At 71.0% G+C, this 19483-nt stretch carries 18 protein-coding genes; 10 read left to right on the forward strand and 8 right to left on the reverse strand.

What is annotated here, in order from left to right; genetic code table 11:
* Positions 1 to 24 precede the first annotated feature (24 nt).
* From ACZ6CL_RS11620 to ACZ6CL_RS11635, 4 genes are all read right to left on the reverse strand, one after another.
* Positions 25 to 600: a TerD family protein gene (locus tag ACZ6CL_RS11620; protein WP_468934326.1), complete on the reverse strand. Its 576-nt coding sequence runs from the start codon at positions 598 to 600 to the stop codon at positions 25 to 27.
* Positions 601 to 758: 158 nt separating this feature from the next.
* On the reverse strand, positions 759 to 1334 hold the full coding sequence (locus tag ACZ6CL_RS11625; protein WP_468934328.1) for a TerD family protein: 576 nt from the start codon (positions 1332 to 1334) through the stop codon (positions 759 to 761).
* A gap of 145 nt (positions 1335 to 1479) precedes the next feature.
* A complete protein-coding gene (locus ACZ6CL_RS11630; RefSeq protein WP_468934331.1) occupies positions 1480 to 1938 on the reverse strand; it encodes a peroxiredoxin in 459 nt (152 codons plus the stop codon).
* Between the two features lie 108 nt (positions 1939 to 2046).
* Entirely contained in the window at positions 2047 to 2487 is a 441-nt protein-coding gene (locus tag ACZ6CL_RS11635) for a DUF3052 domain-containing protein (RefSeq protein WP_468934334.1), read from the reverse strand.
* 493 nt (positions 2488 to 2980) lie between these two features.
* Between ACZ6CL_RS11635 and aceE the strand changes: the two genes are divergently transcribed.
* Positions 2981 to 5710 (forward strand): pyruvate dehydrogenase (acetyl-transferring), homodimeric type, encoded by a 2730-nt coding sequence (gene aceE, locus ACZ6CL_RS11640; RefSeq protein WP_468934336.1) that lies wholly within the window; start codon positions 2981 to 2983, stop codon positions 5708 to 5710.
* A gap of 627 nt (positions 5711 to 6337) precedes the next feature.
* Here aceE and ACZ6CL_RS11645 read toward each other — a convergent pair.
* On the reverse strand, positions 6338 to 6703 hold the full coding sequence (locus ACZ6CL_RS11645) for a peptidase inhibitor family I36 protein (RefSeq protein ID WP_468934338.1): 366 nt from the start codon (positions 6701 to 6703) through the stop codon (positions 6338 to 6340).
* 125 nt (positions 6704 to 6828) lie between these two features.
* Positions 6829 to 8430: an MFS transporter gene (locus tag ACZ6CL_RS11650; RefSeq protein ID WP_468934340.1), complete on the reverse strand. Its 1602-nt coding sequence runs from the start codon at positions 8428 to 8430 to the stop codon at positions 6829 to 6831.
* Between the two features lie 117 nt (positions 8431 to 8547).
* Here ACZ6CL_RS11650 and ACZ6CL_RS11655 point away from each other — a divergent pair, with 117 nt between their 5' ends.
* From ACZ6CL_RS11655 to ACZ6CL_RS11690, 8 genes are all read left to right on the forward strand, one after another.
* On the forward strand, positions 8548 to 9207 hold the full coding sequence (locus ACZ6CL_RS11655; RefSeq protein ID WP_468934343.1) for a TetR family transcriptional regulator: 660 nt from the start codon (positions 8548 to 8550) through the stop codon (positions 9205 to 9207).
* Positions 9208 to 9331: 124 nt separating this feature from the next.
* A complete protein-coding gene (locus ACZ6CL_RS11660) occupies positions 9332 to 10537 on the forward strand; it encodes an alpha/beta hydrolase (protein WP_468934345.1) in 1206 nt (401 codons plus the stop codon).
* Positions 10538 to 10678: 141 nt separating this feature from the next.
* Positions 10679 to 11755 (forward strand): DUF4429 domain-containing protein, encoded by a 1077-nt coding sequence (locus tag ACZ6CL_RS11665; RefSeq protein ID WP_468934348.1) that lies wholly within the window; start codon positions 10679 to 10681, stop codon positions 11753 to 11755.
* Between the two features lie 103 nt (positions 11756 to 11858).
* Positions 11859 to 13205 carry a sensor histidine kinase gene (locus ACZ6CL_RS11670; RefSeq protein WP_468934351.1) on the forward strand — a complete coding sequence of 449 codons (1347 nt, stop codon included), beginning with the start codon at positions 11859 to 11861 and terminating at the stop codon, positions 13203 to 13205.
* Positions 13202 to 13882: a response regulator gene (locus tag ACZ6CL_RS11675; RefSeq protein ID WP_468934352.1), complete on the forward strand. Its 681-nt coding sequence runs from the start codon at positions 13202 to 13204 to the stop codon at positions 13880 to 13882. Before ACZ6CL_RS11670 ends, ACZ6CL_RS11675 begins: the two co-directional genes overlap by 4 nt.
* A 65-nt stretch (positions 13883 to 13947) precedes the next feature.
* A complete protein-coding gene (locus ACZ6CL_RS11680; RefSeq protein ID WP_468934354.1) occupies positions 13948 to 15168 on the forward strand; it encodes an SUKH-4 family immunity protein in 1221 nt (406 codons plus the stop codon).
* 43 nt (positions 15169 to 15211) lie between these two features.
* Complete coding sequence (locus ACZ6CL_RS11685) at positions 15212 to 15832, forward strand: hypothetical protein (RefSeq protein WP_468934357.1); 621 nt, start codon at positions 15212 to 15214, stop codon at positions 15830 to 15832.
* Positions 15833 to 15989: 157 nt separating this feature from the next.
* Positions 15990 to 17183, forward strand: a complete 1194-nt coding sequence (locus ACZ6CL_RS11690) for an alpha/beta hydrolase (RefSeq protein ID WP_468934359.1) — start codon at positions 15990 to 15992, stop codon at positions 17181 to 17183.
* A gap of 48 nt (positions 17184 to 17231) precedes the next feature.
* On the opposite strand, the gene ACZ6CL_RS11695 is transcribed toward ACZ6CL_RS11690, so the two are convergent.
* Positions 17232 to 17723, reverse strand: a complete 492-nt coding sequence (locus ACZ6CL_RS11695; RefSeq protein ID WP_468934361.1) for a MerR family transcriptional regulator — start codon at positions 17721 to 17723, stop codon at positions 17232 to 17234.
* A 127-nt stretch (positions 17724 to 17850) separates the two neighbouring features.
* Between ACZ6CL_RS11695 and ACZ6CL_RS11700 the strand changes: the two genes are divergently transcribed.
* Positions 17851 to 18663, forward strand: a complete 813-nt coding sequence (locus ACZ6CL_RS11700) for a serine hydrolase domain-containing protein (RefSeq protein WP_468934364.1) — start codon at positions 17851 to 17853, stop codon at positions 18661 to 18663.
* Between the two features lie 34 nt (positions 18664 to 18697).
* Here the strand turns inward: ACZ6CL_RS11700 and ACZ6CL_RS11705 are convergent, their stop codons facing one another.
* Positions 18698 to 19447, reverse strand: a complete 750-nt coding sequence (locus tag ACZ6CL_RS11705) for a GntR family transcriptional regulator (RefSeq protein WP_468934367.1) — start codon at positions 19445 to 19447, stop codon at positions 18698 to 18700.
* Positions 19448 to 19483: the final 36 nt, after the last annotated feature.

The following is a 19483-nucleotide window of genomic DNA, read 5'->3' on the forward strand; positions in this document are numbered from 1 at the left end:
CTCCCCCGCGCCTAGTACGCGGCTTTACGAAACGTTGACCCCGAAGTCTAGAGCGATACCCCGGAGCCCTGACGCGTACCCCTGCCCCACGGCCCGGAACTTCCACTCGCCGCTGTACCGGTAGACCTCGCCGAAGATCATCGCGGTTTCGCCGGAGGCGTCCTCGGAGAGGTCGTAGCGGGCCAGCTCATTGCCGTCGGCCTGGTTCACCACCCGGATGAACGCGTTGCTGACCTGCCCGAACGTCTGGCGCCTGGCGTCGGCGTCATGGATCGAGACCGGGAAGACGATTTTGTCGACACGCTCCGGGACCTTGCTGAGGTCGATCAGCAGCGACTCGTCGTCGCCGTCGCCCTCCCCGGTGAGGTTGTCGCCGGTGTGCTCCACGGAGCCCTCGGGGCTCTTGAGGTTGTTGTAGAAGATGAAGTACTCATCGCCGAGCACCCGCCCCGACTCGCACAGCAGCGCGCTGGCGTCGAGGTCGAACGGTGCTCCGGTGGTGGAGCGCGCATCCCAGCCCAGGCCCACGAGCACCTGGGTGAGATTCGGCGCGGCCTTGGAAAGGGAGACATTGCCTCCCTTGGCGAGCGTGACGCCCATGATCCTGGTCCCTCCCCGGGGGTATTGCGTGGTGCGACGCGCATCCGGCGCCGCACTCCCGCCGCTGTGACGCAGGGGTGCGGCGCCGGACGTGGCGGCCCGGCGCGCCCGGCCGGCGGCTTACGACGTAAGGCCTGCGGCCGGGCGCCAGAGCCGGTTCAGACGTTGACGCCGAAGTCCTGCGCGATGCCGCGCAGCCCCGAGGCGTACCCCTGACCGATGGCGCGGAACTTCCACTCCGCCCCGTTCCGGTACAGCTCACCGAAGACCATGGCGGTCTCGGTGGAGGCGTCCTCGGAGAGGTCGTAGCGGGCCAGCTCATTGCCGTCGGCCTGGTTCACCACGCGGATGAACGCGTTGCGCACCTGGCCGAAGCTCTGCTGGCGCGTCTCGGCGTCGTAGATCGACACCGGGAAGACGATCTTGGTGACCTCGGCCGGGACACCGGCCAGGTTCACCTTGATCTGCTCGTCATCGCCCTCGCCCTCACCGGTGATGTTGTCACCGGTGTGCTCGACGGAGCCGTCGGGGCTCTTGAGGTTGTTGAAGAACACGAAGTTCTGGTCGTTGGCGACCTTGCCCTCGGCGTTGGTCAGCAGGGCACTGGCGTCGAGGTCGAAGTCAGTGCCCGTGGTGGTGCGGGCGTCCCAGCCCAGACCGACGACGACCGCGGTCAGGTTAGGGGCTTCCTTGGTCAGCGAGACGTTGCCGCCCTTGCTGAGGCTGACTCCCACGAGTCCTCCCAATAAGGTTCGTCAGGAGCACGGCGTGCCCCTCTCTCCATAAGGTTTCCCACCAGGCTCAACGCATCGATCCCGGTGAGCGGTTCCCGCCCGGTGCGGGCCGCGCGGTACAGACTGCCCGGTACGGGCTGCCCGCTTACAGGCTTTCGAGAGCCTTGGCGTAGTCGTTCAGGTCCCGGGCGTCCGGCAGGCCGTTGACGACCGTCCAGCGGACCACGCCCTCCTTGTCGATCACGAAGGTGCCGCGCACCGCGCAGCCCTTGTCCTCGTCGAAGACGCCGTAGGCGCGGCTGGCCTCACCGTGCGGCCAGAAGTCCGACAGCAGCGGGTACTCAAGACCCTCCTGCTCGGCGAAGACGCGCAGGCTGAACGGCGAGTCATTGGAGACCGCGAGCAGCTGCACGTCATCATTGACGAACGTCGGCAGCTCGTCGCGGAGCGCGCACAGCTCGCCGGTGCACACACCGGTGAAGGCGAACGGGTAGAAGAGCAGAACGACGTTCTTCTCGCCGCGGAAGTCGGAGAGCCGGACCGACTCGCCGTGCTGATTCTTCAGCTCGAAGTCCGGAGCCTTCGTACCGACCTCTATGGCCATGAGAGCCATCCCTTCGCATCAAAAATCGACTGATCACGCCCACCCTACGCGCCGAGCCCCCCACCGAAAGGGAACGGCGGGGGGCTCGGTTGTGTAGGTCCTTCGGCCTCAGCGCTTGCCCGAACGGGCGGCCTTCGGAGTGACCAGGCGACTGCCGGTCCAGTCCTTGCCCGCGTTGAAGCTCTTCGTCTGGGACAGGCCCGCGGTGGTCGCGGCCTCGTTGATGTCACTCGGCTCGACATAGCCGTCACGGCCGGTCTTGGGCGTCAGCAGCCAGACCGGTGCGCCGTCGTCGATCATCTGGATGGCGTCCACCAGCGCGTCCGTCAGATCGCCGTCGTCCTCCCGGAACCACAGCACAACGGCATCGGCCACATCGTCGTACTCCTCGTCGACGAGCTCCTGGCCGGTGATCTCCTCGATGGACTCGCGGAGCTCCTGGTCGACATCGTCGTCGTAGCCGATCTCCTGGACCACCTGCTCGGGCTGGAAACCCAGCCTCACGGCAGGGTTGGTCCGCTCCTCCGCGTGGTCCGCGGTCGCGCTCACGGATTGCCTCCTGTCATCTTTCGTTCACTCTTCGAGTCTGGCAGCGCCCCGCGCGCGTACGCGAAGCATTGGGGCGTAGTCCACACGGGCCGGGCGGATCGCGCAAGTACCCGGCCAGCGATCCCGCCCAAACGTTGACGTGTCGCCGCAACTCCCATCAGGGAGGAACGGCACGGAACGGCACGCGGCTGCCCGGATTACCCCGTTATGCCCAGCTTACGTGTGTGTATCGACACCCTACGCCGCCCGGAGCCGAACGGCCGTACGCAGGTGCCCCCGGACGTGGGCGTAAGGTTGCGATTTGGCCGTCGCGACGCCGACCGCACGCCGACCGGTACCGTTCCGGCCCAGTGAGCGCCCATCTCACCAGGTATTGGTTACCACTCGGTAGAGGTGACGTATCCCGTACCCGAGGTACACGATGGAGACCGGCGCGACAGCAGAGCACGAATCCATGTGCGTGCACAGCACGACCGAAAAGCGAAGGAATAGCGTGGCTTCCGGATCCGATCGCAACCCGATCATCATTGGCGGCCTTCCCAGCCAGGTCCCGGACTTCGATCCCGAGGAGACCCAGGAATGGCTCGACTCGCTCGACGCAGCCGTCGATGAGCGAGGCCGGGAACGTGCCCGCTACCTGATGCTTCGCCTGATCGAGCGCGCCCGCGAGAAGCGGGTGGCCGTGCCCGAGATGCGCAGCACCGACTACGTCAACACCATCGCCACCAAGGACGAGCCGTTCTTCCCCGGCAACGAGGAGATCGAGCGAAAGGTCCTCAACGCGACCCGCTGGAACGCGGCGGTGATGGTCTCCCGTGCCCAGCGCCCGGGCATCGGCGTCGGCGGCCACATCGCCACCTTCGCCTCGTCCGCCTCGCTGTACGACGTGGGCTTCAACCACTTCTTCCGCGGCAAGGACCAGGACAGCGGCGACCAGATCTTCTTCCAGGGTCACGCCTCCCCCGGCATCTACGCCCGCGCCTTCCTGCTCGACCGGCTGTCCGAGGACCACCTGGACGGATTCCGCCAGGAGAAGTCCAAGCTCGGTCACGCGCTGTCCAGCTATCCCCACCCGCGGTCGATGCCGGACTTCTGGGAGTTCCCGACCGTATCGATGGGTCTCGGCCCGCTCGGCGCGATCTTCCAGGCGCGGATGAACCGCTACATGGAGGCGCGCGGCATCGCCGACACCTCCAACTCCCACGTCTGGGCGTTCCTCGGCGACGGCGAGATGGACGAGCCCGAGTCGCTCGGTCAGCTCTCCCTGGCCGCGCGCGAGGGCCTGGACAACCTGACCTTCGTCGTCAACTGCAACCTCCAGCGGCTCGACGGCCCGGTGCGCGGCAACGGCAAGATCATGCAGGAGCTGGAGTCGCAGTTCCGCGGCGCCGGCTGGAACGTGATCAAGCTGGTGTGGGACCGCTCCTGGGACCCGCTGCTCGCCCAAGACCGGGACGGTGTGCTGGTCAACCGGCTCAACACGACGCCCGACGGTCAGTTCCAGACGTACGCCACCGAGACCGGCGCGTACATCCGCGAGCACTTCTTCGGTGACGACCACCGGCTGCGCACGATGGTCGAGAACATGACCGATGACCAGATCCTGCACCTGGGCCGCGGCGGTCACGACCACAAGAAGATCTACGCGGCGTACGCGGCGGCCAAGGCCCACAAGGGCCAGCCGACCGTGATCCTCGCCCAGACCGTCAAGGGCTGGACGCTCGGCCCGAACTTCGAGGGCCGCAACGCGACCCACCAGATGAAGAAGCTGACGGTCGACGACCTCAAGGGCTTCCGCGACCGGCTGCACCTGCCGATCCCGGACAAGGAGCTGGAGTCCGGCGTTCCGCCGTACTACCACCCGGGCCCGGAGTCCGAGGAGATCCAGTACATGCACGACCGCCGCAAGGCGCTGGGCGGCTACGCGCCGACCCGCGTCGTGCGCGCGAAGCCGCTGCAGCTCCCCGGCGACAAGGCCTACGCGGCGGTCAGGAAGGGCTCCGGCCAGCAGCAGATCGCCACCACCATGGCGTTCGTGCGGCTGCTGAAGGACCTCATGCGGGACAAGGAGATCGGCAAGCGCTTCGTGCCGATCGCCCCCGACGAGTACCGCACCTTCGGCATGGACTCGCTCTTCCCGTCGGCCAAGATCTACAACCCGCTGGGCCAGCAGTACGAGTCGGTCGACCGTGAGCTGCTGCTCGCCTACAAGGAGTCGCCGACCGGGCAGATGCTGCACGACGGCATCTCCGAGGCGGGCTGTACGGCCTCGCTGATCGCGGCCGGTTCGGCGTACGCCACGCACGGCGAGCCGCTGATCCCGGTCTACGTCTTCTACTCGATGTTCGGCTTCCAGCGCACGGGCGACCAGTTCTGGCAGATGGCCGACCAGCTCGCGCGCGGTTTCGTGCTGGGCGCCACCGCCGGCCGTACGACCCTGACCGGTGAGGGCCTCCAGCACGCGGACGGCCACTCCCAGCTGCTGGCCTCGACCAACCCGGCCGTCGTCGCGTACGACCCGGCGTTCGGCTTCGAGATCGCCCACATCGTGCAGGACGGCCTGCGCCGGATGTACGGCGAGAACAGTGAGGACATCTTCTACTACCTCACCGTCTACAACGAGCCGATCCGCCACCCGGCCGAGCCCGAGAACGTCGACCGCGAGGGCATCCTCAAGGGTCTGTACCGCTTCAAGCAGGGCGAGTCGGGCACCCACCCGGCCCAGATCCTCGCCTCCGGCGTCGCGGTCCCGTGGGCCCTGGAGGCCCAGCGGATGCTGGCCGAGGACTGGGACGTCCGCGCCGACGTCTGGTCCGCCACCTCCTGGAACGAGCTGCGCCGCGACGCGGTGGAGACCGAGGAGCACAACCTGCTCCACCCGGAAGAGGAGCAGCGCGTCCCCTTCGTCACCCGCAAGCTCAGCGACGCCGAGGGCCCGAAGGTCGCCGTCTCCGACTGGATGCGCGCCGTCCCGGACCAGATCGCCCGCTGGGTGCCGGGGACGTACCAGTCGCTCGGCGCCGACGGCTTCGGCTTCGCCGACACGCGCGGCGCGGCACGGCGCTTCTTCCACATCGACGCCGAGTCGATCGTGCTGGGCGTGCTGACGGAGCTGGCGAAGGACGGCAAGATCGACCGCTCGCTCCTGAAGCAGGCCATCGACCGCTACCAGCTCCTGGACGTAGCGGCAGCCGACCCCGGCCCCGCGGGCGGCGACGCGTAACCGTCACGCGACGGCGATAACCGGAGCGCCGGGCGGGCTGGACACCTCCAGCCCCGCCCGGCGCTTTCGCCCTTTCGCGGCACCTTGGAGGCCGGTGGCGGGCCGGTGGCAAGGCCCCCGCCAGCCGCGCGCAGGCCCGCCGCCCGGCACAGCCGGGGTGGGACCCCGCGATCCGGCGTGCCGCCTGGGTGGGCGCGCGCCCATCCCCGTCCCCGCCGAGGGGACACACAGGCCCGCCGGTCCGGGCGATGCCCGGAAGCGACAATCGCCCCGACGAGCGAGGCCCGGGGGCGCCCTGCCCCGGCACAGCCGAGGCGCGGACCAGCACCACCCGCTCCGCCCAGCCCCGGCCCGAGACAGACACCCGGGCCCCGGCCCAACACCCAGGCCCGCCACCCGGCCCCACCCCGGGGCGCGGGCCCGCACCCCCAGCCCGGCCCGGCCCGACCCAGACACCCAGGTCTCCTGGCCCCAACACACAGGTCCGCCCCACCCGGCCCCACCCCGGGGCGCGGGCCCGCTTCCCCGCGCCTCCGCCTCGCCGTACCGGCGGGGTCCAGGGGCTGGCCCCGGTATCGGGAAGGGGCGGGGTGGGGAAGAGCGGCCCCCGGCCCCACCCCCGCCGGATCAGCGCTCCCAGATCTTGAAGGCCCGTACCTGGTAGGCCGTTTCGGGGGCCCAGGAGCCGGTCGGGTAGGTGCGGTATTCGCCCGTCTCGGCGCACTCCGCGCTCTGGTACGCCGTCACGGGCCGCCCCGTGCGATTGGCCAGGGACGCGGCCGAGGCGCCGCGTGGCAGCGGGACGCAGCTCTCGATGTCGGTGTCGGCCAGCTCGTGGACCTGGCGCGCCCCCGTGAAGGCCGCCTTGTGCCAGAGGCACAGCTGCCCCGTGGCGCAGCTTCCGAGCCGTGGCCCGGGAGCCGCGGAGACGGACGTGGGGGCCAGGGCACAGGCCAGGGCGAGGGCCGCCGTGGCCAGGATGGTCTTGCGCATGTGGATCACTCCCCGTGTGGACATACGAAACGGGAGCCAGCCTGTCGGCCGGCTCCCGTTCCCACCACGGGGTCGATCAAGGTCCACCCGAATAGGGGGCTTACCCCTGAGGCGCGGTCGCGAGGTCAGATGTGGACGCCCCCGCCACCCGCTTCCGCGTTCTCTCCGCGCTTGGTGAACACCGCGACCAGCGCCGCGACCGCCGAGACGACGGCGGCGACGGTGAAGGCAAGGCCCATCCCCGACACGAACGTGTCATGCGTGACGCTCGTGATCTTCCCGACGATCTCCGCCGGAGCCTTCGGGGGCACCGGCGGCATGCCGACCGAGACCGCGTCGCCCGCCTGGGACGCCTGGTCCCCGCGCAGCGGCGGCAGTCCGGCCTTGGCCCACTTGTCCGGCAGGGTGTCGTCCACCTTGCCCGCCATGACCGCGCCGAGGACGGCCGTACCGAGGCTGCCGCCGACCTGCATGGCGGCCTGCTGGAGGCCGCCCGCGACACCGGCGTGCTCGATCGGCGCGTTGCCGACGATGACCTCGGTGGCGCCGACCATCACGGGGCCGAGGCCGAAGCCGAGGAGGGCGAACCACACGGACATCTCCAGCGTGCCGGTGCCGACCTCCAGCCAGGAGAGCCCGAACATGGCGACGGCGGTCAGCGTCATGGACGCCACCAGCGGCCCCCGCGGCCCGAACTTGGTGATCAGCGCTCCGGCGATCGGCGAGGAGATGATCATCGTGGCGGTCAGCGGCAGCAGGTGCAGACCGCTGTTGACCGGGGACATGCCGTGCACGTTCTGCAGGTAGAAGGTGACGAAGAACAGCCCGCCCATGAAGCCGAAGGCCATGAGCACCATCAGCACGGTCCCGGCGGTCAGCGGCACCGAGCGGAAGATGGACATCGGCAGCAGCGGCTCGCGGGTCTTGTTCTCCCAGAGCACGAACACGACGAAGAGGGCGGCCGCGGCGCCGAGGAACATCAGCGTCTTGGCGCTTCCCCACTGCCAGTCAGAGGCCTTGATGAGGGCCCAGATCAGGCAGAACATGGCGCCGGACAGCAGCACGATGCCGGGGATGTCGAAGGACCTCGGGGCGTTCTCGGCCCGGTGGTCCACCAGGATGATCAGGCCGAGGACGAGGGCGAGGATGCCCACGGGCAGGTTGATGAAGAACACGGACTGCCAGTTGACGTGCTCGACGAGCAGCCCGCCGACGATGGGTCCGGCGGCGGTGGAGGCGCCGATGACGGCGCCCCAGATACCGATCGCCATGTTGAGTTTCTCGGTGGGGAAGGTGGCCCGCAGCAGGCCGAGCGCCGCGGGCATCAGCAGCGCGCCGCACAGGCCCTGCAGCACCCGGAAGCCGACGACCAGCGCCACATCGCTCGAGAAGCCGATCGCGGCGGAGGAGGCGGCGAAGCCCACGACGCCGATGAGGAAGGTCTGCCGATGGCCGAATCGGTCACCCAGCTTGCCCGCGGTGATCAGTGCGACCGCGAGCGCCAGCAGATAGCCGTTGGTGATCCACTGGACGTCGGCGAGCGAGGCGCCGAGGTCCTTCTGGATGGCCGGGTTGGCGATGGCGACGATCGTGCCGTCGAGGGCGACCATCGTCACACCGATCGCGACGGTGAGGAGCGTCAGCCAGGGATGCCCTCGCAACCCCTTCGGGGGATCCGGTATAGGAGGTTCCGGCGCCTTATCGGCGACGGTGGTCTCAGACGTCATGCTCGGAGGCTAATGTCAGCGTCTGACAATTGACAAACTGATTCATCAGCTGGTCTCTGTCGTGTTGGCCACAGGTAAGGTGGCCTGCCGAAACGCGACAGAAAGCGAGCACGAGAGGTGACAGCGGACGAGGCGGTGGCACCGCCACCGACCGGACTGCGCGAACGCAAGAAGCAGCGGACCCGCGGCGCACTGGTGCGCTCGGCGCTGGTTCTGTTCACCTGCCAGGGGTACGACCACACGACGGTGGACGAGATCGCGGAGTCGGTGGACGTCTCGCAGCGCACGTTCTTCCGCTACTTCGCCAACAAGGAGCAAGTGGCCTTCGCCAGCCAGGACTCGGCGGAGTCGCACTTCTTCGCGGCGCTGTGCGCGCGCCCCGCCCACGAGGCCCCGCTGGCCGCCCTGCGCAACGCGGTTCTCGACGCGTGGGGCAGCATCGGGGACACCCTCGAGGAGCTGGTTCCGGCCGAACTCCACATGCGGATGTACCGGGTGATCGAGTCGACGCCCGCGCTGCTCGCCGTCCATCTGCGCCGCACCGCGGAGTTGGAGGAGCGGATCGCCTCGGAGATCGCCCGCCGCGAGGGCCTCGACGTTTCCGTCGACCCCCGGCCGCGGCTGCTGACCGCGATGTTCGGCGGTGTGATCCAGATCGCGGGGAAGCTGTGGGGGGAGGGCGACGACGACTCCACGGACACCCTGCGGGATATCACCGCGTTTCACCTGGACCATGTGGGTCCGGCCCTCGCCAGGAACTGGCGCACCGGACAGTAAAACTGACAAGAGCCACCAAAGGCATCAAATCCGACATAAGTTTCCGTCACATCTATGCCCTCAAACGTGATGTAGGTCACTGCGTTTGGCGCCTGTGGGCGCGCTTCTCCTAGGGTGTCCCGCGGTGACTTCCTTCTCGGAGCTCGGTTCTCCCTCCCCCGGTTCCACCGCATGGCGCGCCCTGCTCGCGCTGGCGGTGGTGTTCGTCCTGCTCGCCACCACCGGCTGGACGGCCATACGGAGCCACAGAGGAGCCTCGGACCCGCTCTCCGCGTCGGTCGGCGCCTGGCGCCACGGCAGCCTCGGCGGTCACGCCCTGCCCGACCCGTACGCGTCGCCGCGCTTCCTCGGCCGCTGGCTGGATTCGCTCACCAAGGCCCAGCGCGACCGTCTCGTCCACCGCTATCCGCTGGTCGTCGGCAACCTCAACGGCGCCCCGGCCCAGCTGCGCTATCGCGCCAACCGGATCGCGCTGACCCAGGCCCGGGACATCGAGCGGCGCCGGATGCACAGCGGCGATCTGACGCCGCTCGGGCGCCATGACGCCGGGCGGCGGATGCACCGGTACGAGGACCTGCTGGGCGGGAAGCGGCAGATTCTGTCGTTCGACCCCTCGGGCCCCGGCCGGGCCGCCGAGGTCTTCGGCGATCTCGCCCACGCGCGCCGGGTGTCGGTCGTCGTACCCGGCGTGGACACCAACATCCTGACCTTCCAGAAGTCCGACCGCCCGTACACCGCCACCGTCGGGATGGCCCGCGCGCTCTACCACAACGAGCGCGCCCAGGCCCCGGACACCAAGACGGCCGTGATCGCCTGGGCCGACTACACCTCACCGGCCGGTATCGGCATGGACGCGGCCACCGGCAAGCTCGCCGCACAGGGCGCGCTGCGGCTGCGGGCGCTGGTGGGCGGGCTGCCCGAGGCGGCCCGCGTCTCGCTGATGTGCCACAGCTACGGCTCGGTGGTGTGCGGGGTCGCCGCCCGCGACCTGCCGTCCAGGGTCACCGACATCGCGGTGGCCGGGAGCCCCGGCATGCGCGCCGACCGCGCCTCGGACCTGGGCTCCGGCCGCCGGGTGTGGGCGATGAGGGACTCCGGCGACTGGATCCAGGACATCCCGCACCTGGAGGTCGGCGGCCTCGGCCACGGCGCCGATCCGCTCTCCTCCGGCTTCGGGGCCCGCGTCCTGTCCGCCGCCGGGGCCCAGGGACACGCCGGGTACTTCGACCCCGGTACCACCAGCCTGGAGAACTTCGCCCGGGTCGGGATCGGCCGGATCAAGAACGTGAGCTGCGGGGACGGTACCGCGTGCACCGCCGGGCTGAGCTGACCCGCGGATGAGGGCGCGCACGGCGGGCGGTGGACACGCGGGCGGCACGTGCTGGGGCGCGTACTGGCATTCGACTAGACGTTTGACGCGCGTAGCGCTCAAGGGGGGACGGGCGGGCCACCGCCGCATACGATGAGCCGCATGGGTGATGTGCTGGCCGGTTTTCAGACCGTCTGGGAGTTCGACACCGACTCCGTGCTCATCCGCTTCGAACGGGGGATCCGCACGCCGAAGCTGCTGCAGGCGCTCGGCGAACGGCACATTCCCTACGAAGCGCTGTCCGCGGTCGATCTCACTCCCGGTAAACGCGGAACGGTGGTGCTGCGCGCGGTGCCCAGACCCGGGGCCGATCCGCTGATGGACGTCGCCGACGGGCAGCTCAGGGAGGGGTACGACCCGTACCGCCTGGTGCTGCCCGCCGAGCGCGCGTCCCTCGCCGAGTACTACGCCGAGGAGCTTCGCGGCGCGCTCGGCCCCGGCGCGGGCACCGCCGTCGAGTCCCACCTGGTGTCGGCGCCCCCGCCGCCGCTGTCCTTCAAGGCGTACGACGGCAAGGCCTCCTTCGACGGCAAGGCGGTGTCGTTCCGCTGGTTCTGGACCGGCGCGTCCTCGACGAAGTGGAAGGCCGGGGACCAGCGGTTCCGGATCGACGAGCTCGCCGGGGTGGAGTGGCGCTCGCCGGAGAACCGGGGCTCGGGCGGCGCGGCCGCGAAGGCCTCGGGCGCGGCACCGGCGGAGGGCGCGGAGGAGCCGGGGCCGGACGCGCAGGGCGCGGCGGCCGCGAAGACCGCCGGAGCCAGGGCCTCCGGCGCCAAGGGATCCGGTTCCAGGAGTTCCGCTTCCAAGGGCTCCGGCTCCCGGGGCTCGGCTCCCAAGGGCGGCGGCTACGGCCATCTGCGGCTGGTGCCGCGCGGCGCCGAGGACCAGCCTGCGGGCCGCCCCGACCACGATCCGGCCGCCGTGGTGTTCGGGATGGGCTACGGGCTCGTCCACGAGTCCCTGCCGTTCGCCGCCGCCGTCCTGGAGGCCGTACGGGCGTCCGCCCCCGCGCCCGGGGCCGAGGGCGCCCCCACACCGGCCCGCACCACGGCCCCGTCGCGGCGCGACCCGGCCGACATCGCCGACCGCATCCGCCATCTCGGCGAGCTGCACACGGCGGGGCTGCTGACGGACGAGGAGTTCAGCGCGAAGAAGGCGGAGCTGCTGGCGGAGCTGTAGGCGGAGCTATGGGCGAGGAGGCCACCCCTACCCAGGTATGAGCGCCAAGTGGGCTCTCAGGTATGACGTGCGCGAGAGGCGCCGACTCTACGCTGAGGCGACCATGTCCTCACCCTCGACCCTCTCCACCGCCGCCTCCGCGTCCACGGCGCACGAGAGCCTGCCCGCGGCCGCCCGGCGGCAGGCCAGCGCCCTCGCCCGGGCCCTGGTGACCCCCAGCTATCCGGCGACCCCGCTGCTCGCGGGGTCCACCCGGCGCTGGCGGCGGAGGGTGCCGTATGCCGTCGCGCTGATCCTCGTCGCCGTCCTGGTCCCGGTCAGCGCCCGCTTTCTGGCCGATACCTACGGGGTGAGCAGCGCTTTCGCCACCCTGCTCGGGGTCGCCCAAGCCACGCCGCTGCTGCTGGCGGTCACCCGCCCGCTCCAGGCGTGGTGGATCGTCTTCCTCGCCGATGTGACGACCGCCCTGGTGGTGCTGGGCACCTCCGACCACCCGCCCCCGATCTGGCCCTGGCAGCCGCCCGCCATCATCGGCTACCTCTTCCTCCTCCTCGCCCTCGCGCTGCGCGAACCGCGCCCCGCCCTGGTGGCGGTGTGGCTGGTCACCGGCGGCGCCGGGCTCGTGCTCGGGATGGTGTGGCCGAGCGAGAGCGACGGCAGCAATGTGCTGCTGTTCGTGCTCAGCGGTGTGGTGCTGCTGGTCGGCGGCGCGCTGCGGGAGCGCGGCGACGTCCAGCGGCGGCTGGCCGAGCAGGAGACCATCAGTGAGGCCGAGCGGGCGCACCGCACGCTGCTGGAGGAGCGCGCCCGGATCGCCCGCGAGCTGCATGACGTGGTCGCCCACCACATGTCGGTGATCACGGTGCAGGCGGACAGCGCGCCCTATCGGATCGGCGGGCTGCCGCCCGAGGCGGAGCAGGAGTTCGGCACCATCGCCGCCACCGCCCGCGAGTCCCTCGCCGAGATGCGGCGGCTGCTGGGCGTGCTGCGCAGCGAGGAGACGCGCGGCGAGCGCACCCCGCAGCCGGGGCTGCGGCAGGTTCCGCAGCTGGTCGAGGCGACGGTGCGGGCCGGGATACCGACCGAGCTGTCCATCGCCGAGGACGTGGCGGGGCTCGGCCCGCTGCCGCAGGCCGTGGACCTGTCCGCGTACCGGATCGTGCAGGAGGCCCTGGCCAACGTCGTACGGCACGCCCCGGGCGCCGCCACGCGCGTCTCGGTCTCGGCGGCCGAGGGCGGCTCCGGGCTGACCCTGCTCATCGTCAACGGCCCCCCGGCCGGGGGGCCGGCCAAACCCCTGGAGACCAGCGGCACCGGCCACGGTCTGGTGGGGATGGTCGAGCGCGTCCGCCTCGTCGACGGCATGCTCGACACCGGCCCCCTGCCGGACGGCGGCTTCCGCGTGGCGGCCCGGCTCCCCCTCGTCGACCTGGAAGATACGGACTCATGACCATCCGCGTGATCATCGTCGACGACCAGGCCATGGTCCGCGCGGGCTTCGCCGCGCTGCTCGCCGCGCAGAGCGATATCGACGTGGTCGGCGAGGCCCCGGACGGCCGTCAGGGGGTGGACGTCAGCCGCCACACCCACCCGGACGTCGTCCTGATGGACGTCCGCATGCCCGAGATGGACGGCCTGGAGGCCGCCCGCCAGCTCCTCGAACCGCCCCGCGGCGTCACCCACCGACCGAAGGTGCTCATGCTCACCACCTTCGACGTGGACGACTACGTCTACGAGGCCCTGCGCGCCGGCGCCAGCGGCTTCCTCCTCAAGGACGCCCCACCGGCCGACCTGATCTCGGCGGTCCGCGTCGTCGCCGCGGGCGAAGCCCTCCTCGCCCCCTCCGTCACCCGCCGCCTGATAGCCGAATTCGCCCGCCAGCGCCCGGCCCCCCGCCGCAACAGCTTCGTGCTACGCCGCAGCGGCCTCACCCCACGGGAGACGGAGGTCCTGGAACTGATCGCCCGGGGTCTGTCCAACCAGGAGATAGCGGAGTCCCTGATCCTCGCCGAACAGACGGTCAAGACCCACATAGGCCGAGTCCTCGCCAAACTCGGCCTGCGCGACCGCGCCCAAGCGGTGATCTTCGCCTACGAGTCGGGTCTGGTGACCCCGGGCGGCCAGTAGCCCTGTCGGTGGTCCCGCCTAGGGTGACCTCATCGGAACATCACCCATGGCAGACGGGGGTCACCATGATGAGCAGGCACATCACCGTTCCGGAGCACGCGCTCCCCTCGGCCATCGCCCATGAGCCGACACGACGATGGCTGACCACCGCCGGAGTGCCCGGCTCCCATGAGCTGGTGTGCTTCCCACGGCTCGCGGACGGGACCGCGGTGACGGTGCCTCATCTGGTCGAAGAGGGCGACGACCCCGCCGACCTCGATCCGTACGTCGCGCGCCTGGTGGCCGTCGGTCACGTGCTCAGCGATGAGGACGCGCACGACGTCGTCCTCGACGGCACCACGGGCCGGGTCTTCACCCTGCATATGTCCCGTGCGCGCTTCGCCGAGGTGATTCCCCTCGCTCCGTCCCTGGAGGCCCTCGTCGGCATCCTCTCCGCGGTGGACGAACTCACCTCGCGTCAGGGCCGGTTCGCCGACCTGGCGGAGCGCACGGGCGCCGAGGCGGTCGAGGAGGCGACGGCACGCCTGATGACCGTCGTCACCGACCAGGACTGGGGCGACGACGGCTGGGGAACCGCGGGCGCCCCGGCGGAGTGGGAGCACCCGGTCCCCGCCTTCTGGCACATCGCCGCGCTGTTCCGCCCGATGCCCCTGATCGCCGGACCCGGCCGGGGCCTGCGGCTCGATCTGCCGAAGGAGCTGCTGGAGGAGGAGTTCGGCTCCACCGTCCGGCTCGCCCCCGCGGACCTGCCCGCCGCCTTGCGACACGCCCCGACCCGCCGGTTCCTGGCCGAGGTCGGACTGCCGAAGCAGGGCGGGATGTTCCTGCTGGAGGAACCGGACACCCTGCTGGACACCCTGACCGTGGACCGCGAGCGCAGCCAGAACGACCCCCGCCTCCAGCACCTGTACGACGGCACGGAGCGGCTCCCCGCCGACTCCGACCACCTGCTCGTCCTCGGCGGCCTGATACACGACTTCGACGTCGTCCTCGACGGCCGCACCGGCGAGGTCCACTACATGGAGTACGACGCCGACACCGTCATTCCGGTGAACGCCGACATCTCGACCCTGGCGTTCACGATATGGATGCACAGCCGCGAGGAGAAGCTCGAGGAAGCGCACGACCTGACCGGCAAGTTCGGCGATTTCTACCATCAACTCGCCGCCACCATGGTGTCCGTACTCGCCTCGGTCGACCCGGTCGCCTGCGTCCCCCCGGCAGACCCCGACGACTACCGCTACTGGCCGGAGGTCTTCCACGACGAGGCGGGCGGCGTCCTCTAGGGGTACGGGCACGAAGTCGTCATCGAGGTCTGGGGGACCGATCATGGGACAGTCCAGTTTCTGGGCAGTGGGCGCGCTCGGCGCGGAGGACATCGCGGAGCTGGTGCGCCGGGCGGGGCCGGTCATCGAGGCCACGGCGGCCCGCCCGTCCTCGGTGGCGGCCTGGGAGCGCTGGGAGCGGGATGCCGCGCGGGGTGGTGGCGCGGTGCCGTTGTGGGGGTCCGACGGCTTCCGCACGGAGGAGGCTCAGCACCTGTTCGACATGGTCAACGATTCCGCCTTCAATGCCCTCGACTCGACCTGTGAGCTGCGCGTGATGGAGTGGTGGGAGCACTTCGACATCGACGTCGGTGGCTGCATCACGGCCGCCCGCAAGGACAACCCGGTGGCGGCCCTCTTCCACGGCCTCGGCCCCGCCCGCGCGGCGGCGCTGCCGGGCTGGGCGGGCGACGCGGTGCTCACGTCCGCCGAGGTACGCCGTCTGCTGCCCACGGTCAACGAGGCGTTCGCCATGACCGGGGCGGAGCGCTCCCAGGTGCTGGCCCGGATCGAAGACTGGCTGGACGACCAGGACGCCGAAGAGCTGCTCGACGGGCCGCCGCAGGTGTTGCGGGACGCGGCCGGGGCCGGGATGGGGCTGCTGACGTCCCGCATCTGGTTCTGAGGGACGAGCCCGCGGGACTGTCGCGGGGCCGCTGCGGCACCTCGGGCACCCCCTACCCCGGTATGACATCCGACGTGGCACCGGGGGTTGACGCCCCGCCACATGTCCGCTCCCTACCTTTCCCTCCGCCACCCACCGGAAGAGGGAAACCACGGCCATGTCCCAGACGTCACGCCCCAGGCACTACGCCCGACGCCTGATCACGGCAGCGCTCACCATCACCGTCATGGCGGGAACGGCCGGGTGGACCGTGGCGCACGAGGAACAGGCCATCACGGGGCCGCCGCCGGGGACCGAGCGGTGGCTCGCCGATCACTCGTGGGGCGGGCGCGAGCTGCCGGACCCGGGCAGCGTGTCGCCCGCCCGTATCGCCCGGTTCTTCGACGGGCTCGGCCACGCCCAGCGGCAGGCGCTGGTCATCCGGCACCCCGAGGTCGTGGGCAACCTCGACGGGGCGCCGCCCGGCTTGCGTTACGCGGCCAACGCGCGGGCCATCCGGGCCGCGCGGGACGCGGAGCGGCGGGCGGATCCGGACAGCCCGCTGGCCGAGCGGTACGACGCGCTGCTCGCGCCCGGGCGGCAGATCCTGGCCTTCGATCCGCGCGGGCGCGGACAGGTCGCCGAGGTGTACGGGGACCTGGCGACGGCGCGGCGGACGGCGGTCGTCGTACCGGGGTCGGACATCGACCTGGCCAACTTCGACCGTACGCACGACCGGTACGGCACCCCCGCCGGGATGGCGACGTCGCTGCGGGCACGGCTGGCCCAGGACGCGCCGGGGACCCGTACCGCCGTGGTGGCGTGGGTGGGGTACACCACGCCGGTCGGGCTCGGGCCGGACGCGGCGACCGACCGGCTGGCGAAGGCGGGGGCGCCGCGGCTGGACCGCTTCCTGGCGGGGCTGTCGGTGACGACGGCGGGGACCGCCGACGCGCCGCCCGCCGTGTTCTGCCACAGCTACGGTTCGGTCGTGTGCGGCTCGGCCGCGTCCGCGATGGACCGTACCCGGGTCTCCGACCTGGTGGTGTTCGGCAGCCCCGGCATGGGCGTGGACGACGCCGAGGAGCTGGGCACGGAGGCGCGGGTGTGGGCCGCGCGGGACGGCTCCGACTGGATACGGCGGGTGACCGGTTACGACTTCATGGGGCTGGGCCACGGCGAGGACCCCACCGCCTCCGCCTTCGGCGCCCGCGTCGTGTCCGCCGACCAGGCCGACGGCCACACCGGCTACTTCGCGCCGGGCACGGACTCGTTGCGCAACTTCGCGCGGATCGTCCTCGGGGACTTCGGTGCGGTGCGGTGCGGTGACGCCGACGGACGGGAGGAGGACTGCCTTCATGACCTCGTATGACGTCGCGTACGCGGTGCGGGCCGCCGACGCCTGCTGACCGCTACCGGGCTACGTTCCCTCCGGCAGCCCCCGGCCGGAGGCGTAGATGTTGATCTTGAAGTCGAGGACGTCGAGCGTGCACTCCAGCTCGGCGATCCGTTCCCGGACGTTCGCGCGGTGCGCGGTCAGCAGGTCCTCGCGTTCGGCGTAGGTGTGCGCGCCCGCCCGTACCAGCTCGGCGTAGCGGACCATGTCCGCCACCGGCATTCCGGTCAGCCGCAGCTTGGTGACGAGGTCGAGCCAGTCCAGGTCGCGGTTGGTGAAGCGGCGCTGGCCGGTGTTGGTGCGGTCCACGTGCGGCATCAGCCCGATCCGCTCGTACCAGCGCAGGGTGTGCGCCGTGAGCCCGGTGTGCTCGGCGACCTCGCTGATCGTGTACCGGTCCTGGCCGGTAGGCCGGGGATGCGGGCGGCGGCCCACGCACGCCCGCGGCCTCGCCAACGCGGGAGCCCGCTCCAGGTCCTGCTCCCGCTCCTGCTGCTCCTGCTCCATCACGGTCATGCCGTTGCACCCTCTCGCCGTCGTCGATGCGCAAAGCCCCTCGACCACCTCAACGCTATGGACCTGGAGTGCACTCCAAGCAAGCGCAGATTTGGTGGAATCTTGGTCGACGATAGGCTCGGTCCCCATGGAGAGCCTGCGGATGATCGAGAACTGGCCGGTCCCGACGGCGGCTGCGGCCGTCGTACGCGCGGACGGCACCGTGGCCGGATCCTATGGCCCGGTCGGCCACAGATTCCCGCTGGCCTCGGTGACCAAGCCGCTCGCCGCGTACGCGGCGCTGGTCGCGGTCGAGGAGGGCGCGGTCGAGCTGGACGAGGCGGCCGGGCCCGAGGGCGCCACGGTGCGCCATCTGCTCGCCCACACCTCCGGGCTCGCGTTCGACGAGCACCGGACGGTCGCCGCGCCCGGCGACCGGCGGCTGTACTCCAACGCCGGGTTCGAGGTCCTCGGCGATCACATCGCCAAGGCCACGGACATCCCCTTCGGTGAGTATCTGCGCCAGGCGGTCCTGGAACCGCTGGGCATGACCGCGACCGAGCTGGCCGGCTCGCCCGCCAAGGACGCCGTCTCGACCGTCGAGGACCTCGTACGCTTCGCCGCCGAGCTGCAGGCGCCGCGGCTGCTGGCGGCCGGGACGGTGGCGGAGGCGACGGCCGTGGTGCACCCGGGGCTGACCGGGGTGCTGCCGGGGTACGGGCACCAGAAGCCGAACGACTGGGGCCTCGGCTTCGAGATACGCGACGGGAAGTCACCCCACTGGACGGGAGCTTCGTCCTCCCCCCGCACCTTCGGACATTTCGGCCAGTCCGGGACGTTCCTGTGGGTGGACCCGGAGGCCGGGGCGGCGTGCGTCGCCCTGACGGACCGGGCGTTCGGCCCCTGGGCGATCGAGGCCTGGCCCCCACTGACCGACGCGGTGCTGGCCGAGCTGCGGTAGCAGCGCCGTTCCGCCCTTCCGCCCCCTCCGCGGTTCAGGCCAGGAAGCGCCGCGGCGGCACCTGGGGCGGCGCCGGAGGAGTCGCCGCATGGGGCGCCCGTGGGTCGCCGAAGGCCCTCGCGAACCTCTCGAACGAGCTTCTGATGTGATCGGCCATGGCCTCCTCGGCCGCATCCGGCTCGCACCGGCTGATCGCCGCGCTGATCCGCCGGTGCTCGACCACGGTGTTGGCCGTGTCGATCTCCTCGGGATAGAGGCGGAAGGTGTGCAGATGGCAGTGGGTCTGCTCGTACGCCTGCTCCACCACTGAGTTGCCCGACGCCGTGATGACGGCCGCGTGGAACGCGGCGTCGTGCGCCACCAGCTCCTGACGGACGTCCCTGACGTCCGGATCGGAATCCTTCTTCTCCCGCCCGGCCAGCACGCCCTCGAAGTCGTCCAGCCGCCGGCCGAGCGCGGCTCCCGGGTTGGTCAGCCGGTCCACCGCCGCCGCCCGCGCCGCCCACGGCTCGACCAGCAGGCGGAACTCGAACAGCGCGCGCAGACCGGGCAGGTCCAGCAGCGGCGTCGTGCTGTAGCCGCGCCCCGGCTGGTAAGTGATCAGGTTGTCGCCCTCCAGACGCTGGAGGGCCTCGCGCACCGGCGTCTGCGAGACGCCCAGGTCACGCGCGAGAGCCACGATATTGATCTTGGTGTCGGGCGGGATCTCGCCCCCGATGATCAAGGAGCGCAGCCGGGCGTACACCTCGGTCGTCGACGGCTTGGCCGGTGTCTTCGGTGGCACGCACACCTCGTCAGTCAGGGCGGGGAAACGTCTGCT

It is taken from the genome of Streptomyces sp. NPDC041200 (genome assembly GCF_055591805.1).

What these genes read in the sequence shown, in the direction of transcription:
- ACZ6CL_RS11620 (WP_468934326.1), bottom strand. Translation starts at nt 600, where the DNA reads ATGGGCGTCACGCTCGCCAAGGGAGGCAATGTCTCCCTTTCCAAGGCC.
- ACZ6CL_RS11630 (WP_468934331.1), bottom strand. Translation starts at nt 1,938, where the DNA reads ATGGCCATAGAGGTCGGTACGAAGGCTCCGGACTTCGAGCTGAAGAAT.
- ACZ6CL_RS11645 (WP_468934338.1), bottom strand. Translation starts at nt 6,703, where the DNA reads ATGCGCAAGACCATCCTGGCCACGGCGGCCCTCGCCCTGGCCTGTGCC.
- ACZ6CL_RS11650 (WP_468934340.1), bottom strand. Translation starts at nt 8,430, where the DNA reads ATGACGTCTGAGACCACCGTCGCCGATAAGGCGCCGGAACCTCCTATA.
- ACZ6CL_RS11665 (WP_468934348.1), top strand. Translation starts at nt 10,679, where the DNA reads ATGGGTGATGTGCTGGCCGGTTTTCAGACCGTCTGGGAGTTCGACACC.
- ACZ6CL_RS11670 (WP_468934351.1), top strand. Translation starts at nt 11,859, where the DNA reads ATGTCCTCACCCTCGACCCTCTCCACCGCCGCCTCCGCGTCCACGGCG.
- ACZ6CL_RS11675 (WP_468934352.1), top strand. Translation starts at nt 13,202, where the DNA reads ATGACCATCCGCGTGATCATCGTCGACGACCAGGCCATGGTCCGCGCG.
- ACZ6CL_RS11680 (WP_468934354.1), top strand. Translation starts at nt 13,948, where the DNA reads ATGATGAGCAGGCACATCACCGTTCCGGAGCACGCGCTCCCCTCGGCC.
- ACZ6CL_RS11685 (WP_468934357.1), top strand. Translation starts at nt 15,212, where the DNA reads ATGGGACAGTCCAGTTTCTGGGCAGTGGGCGCGCTCGGCGCGGAGGAC.
- ACZ6CL_RS11690 (WP_468934359.1), top strand. Translation starts at nt 15,990, where the DNA reads ATGTCCCAGACGTCACGCCCCAGGCACTACGCCCGACGCCTGATCACG.
- ACZ6CL_RS11695 (WP_468934361.1), bottom strand. Translation starts at nt 17,723, where the DNA reads ATGACCGTGATGGAGCAGGAGCAGCAGGAGCGGGAGCAGGACCTGGAG.
- ACZ6CL_RS11700 (WP_468934364.1), top strand. Translation starts at nt 17,851, where the DNA reads ATGGAGAGCCTGCGGATGATCGAGAACTGGCCGGTCCCGACGGCGGCT.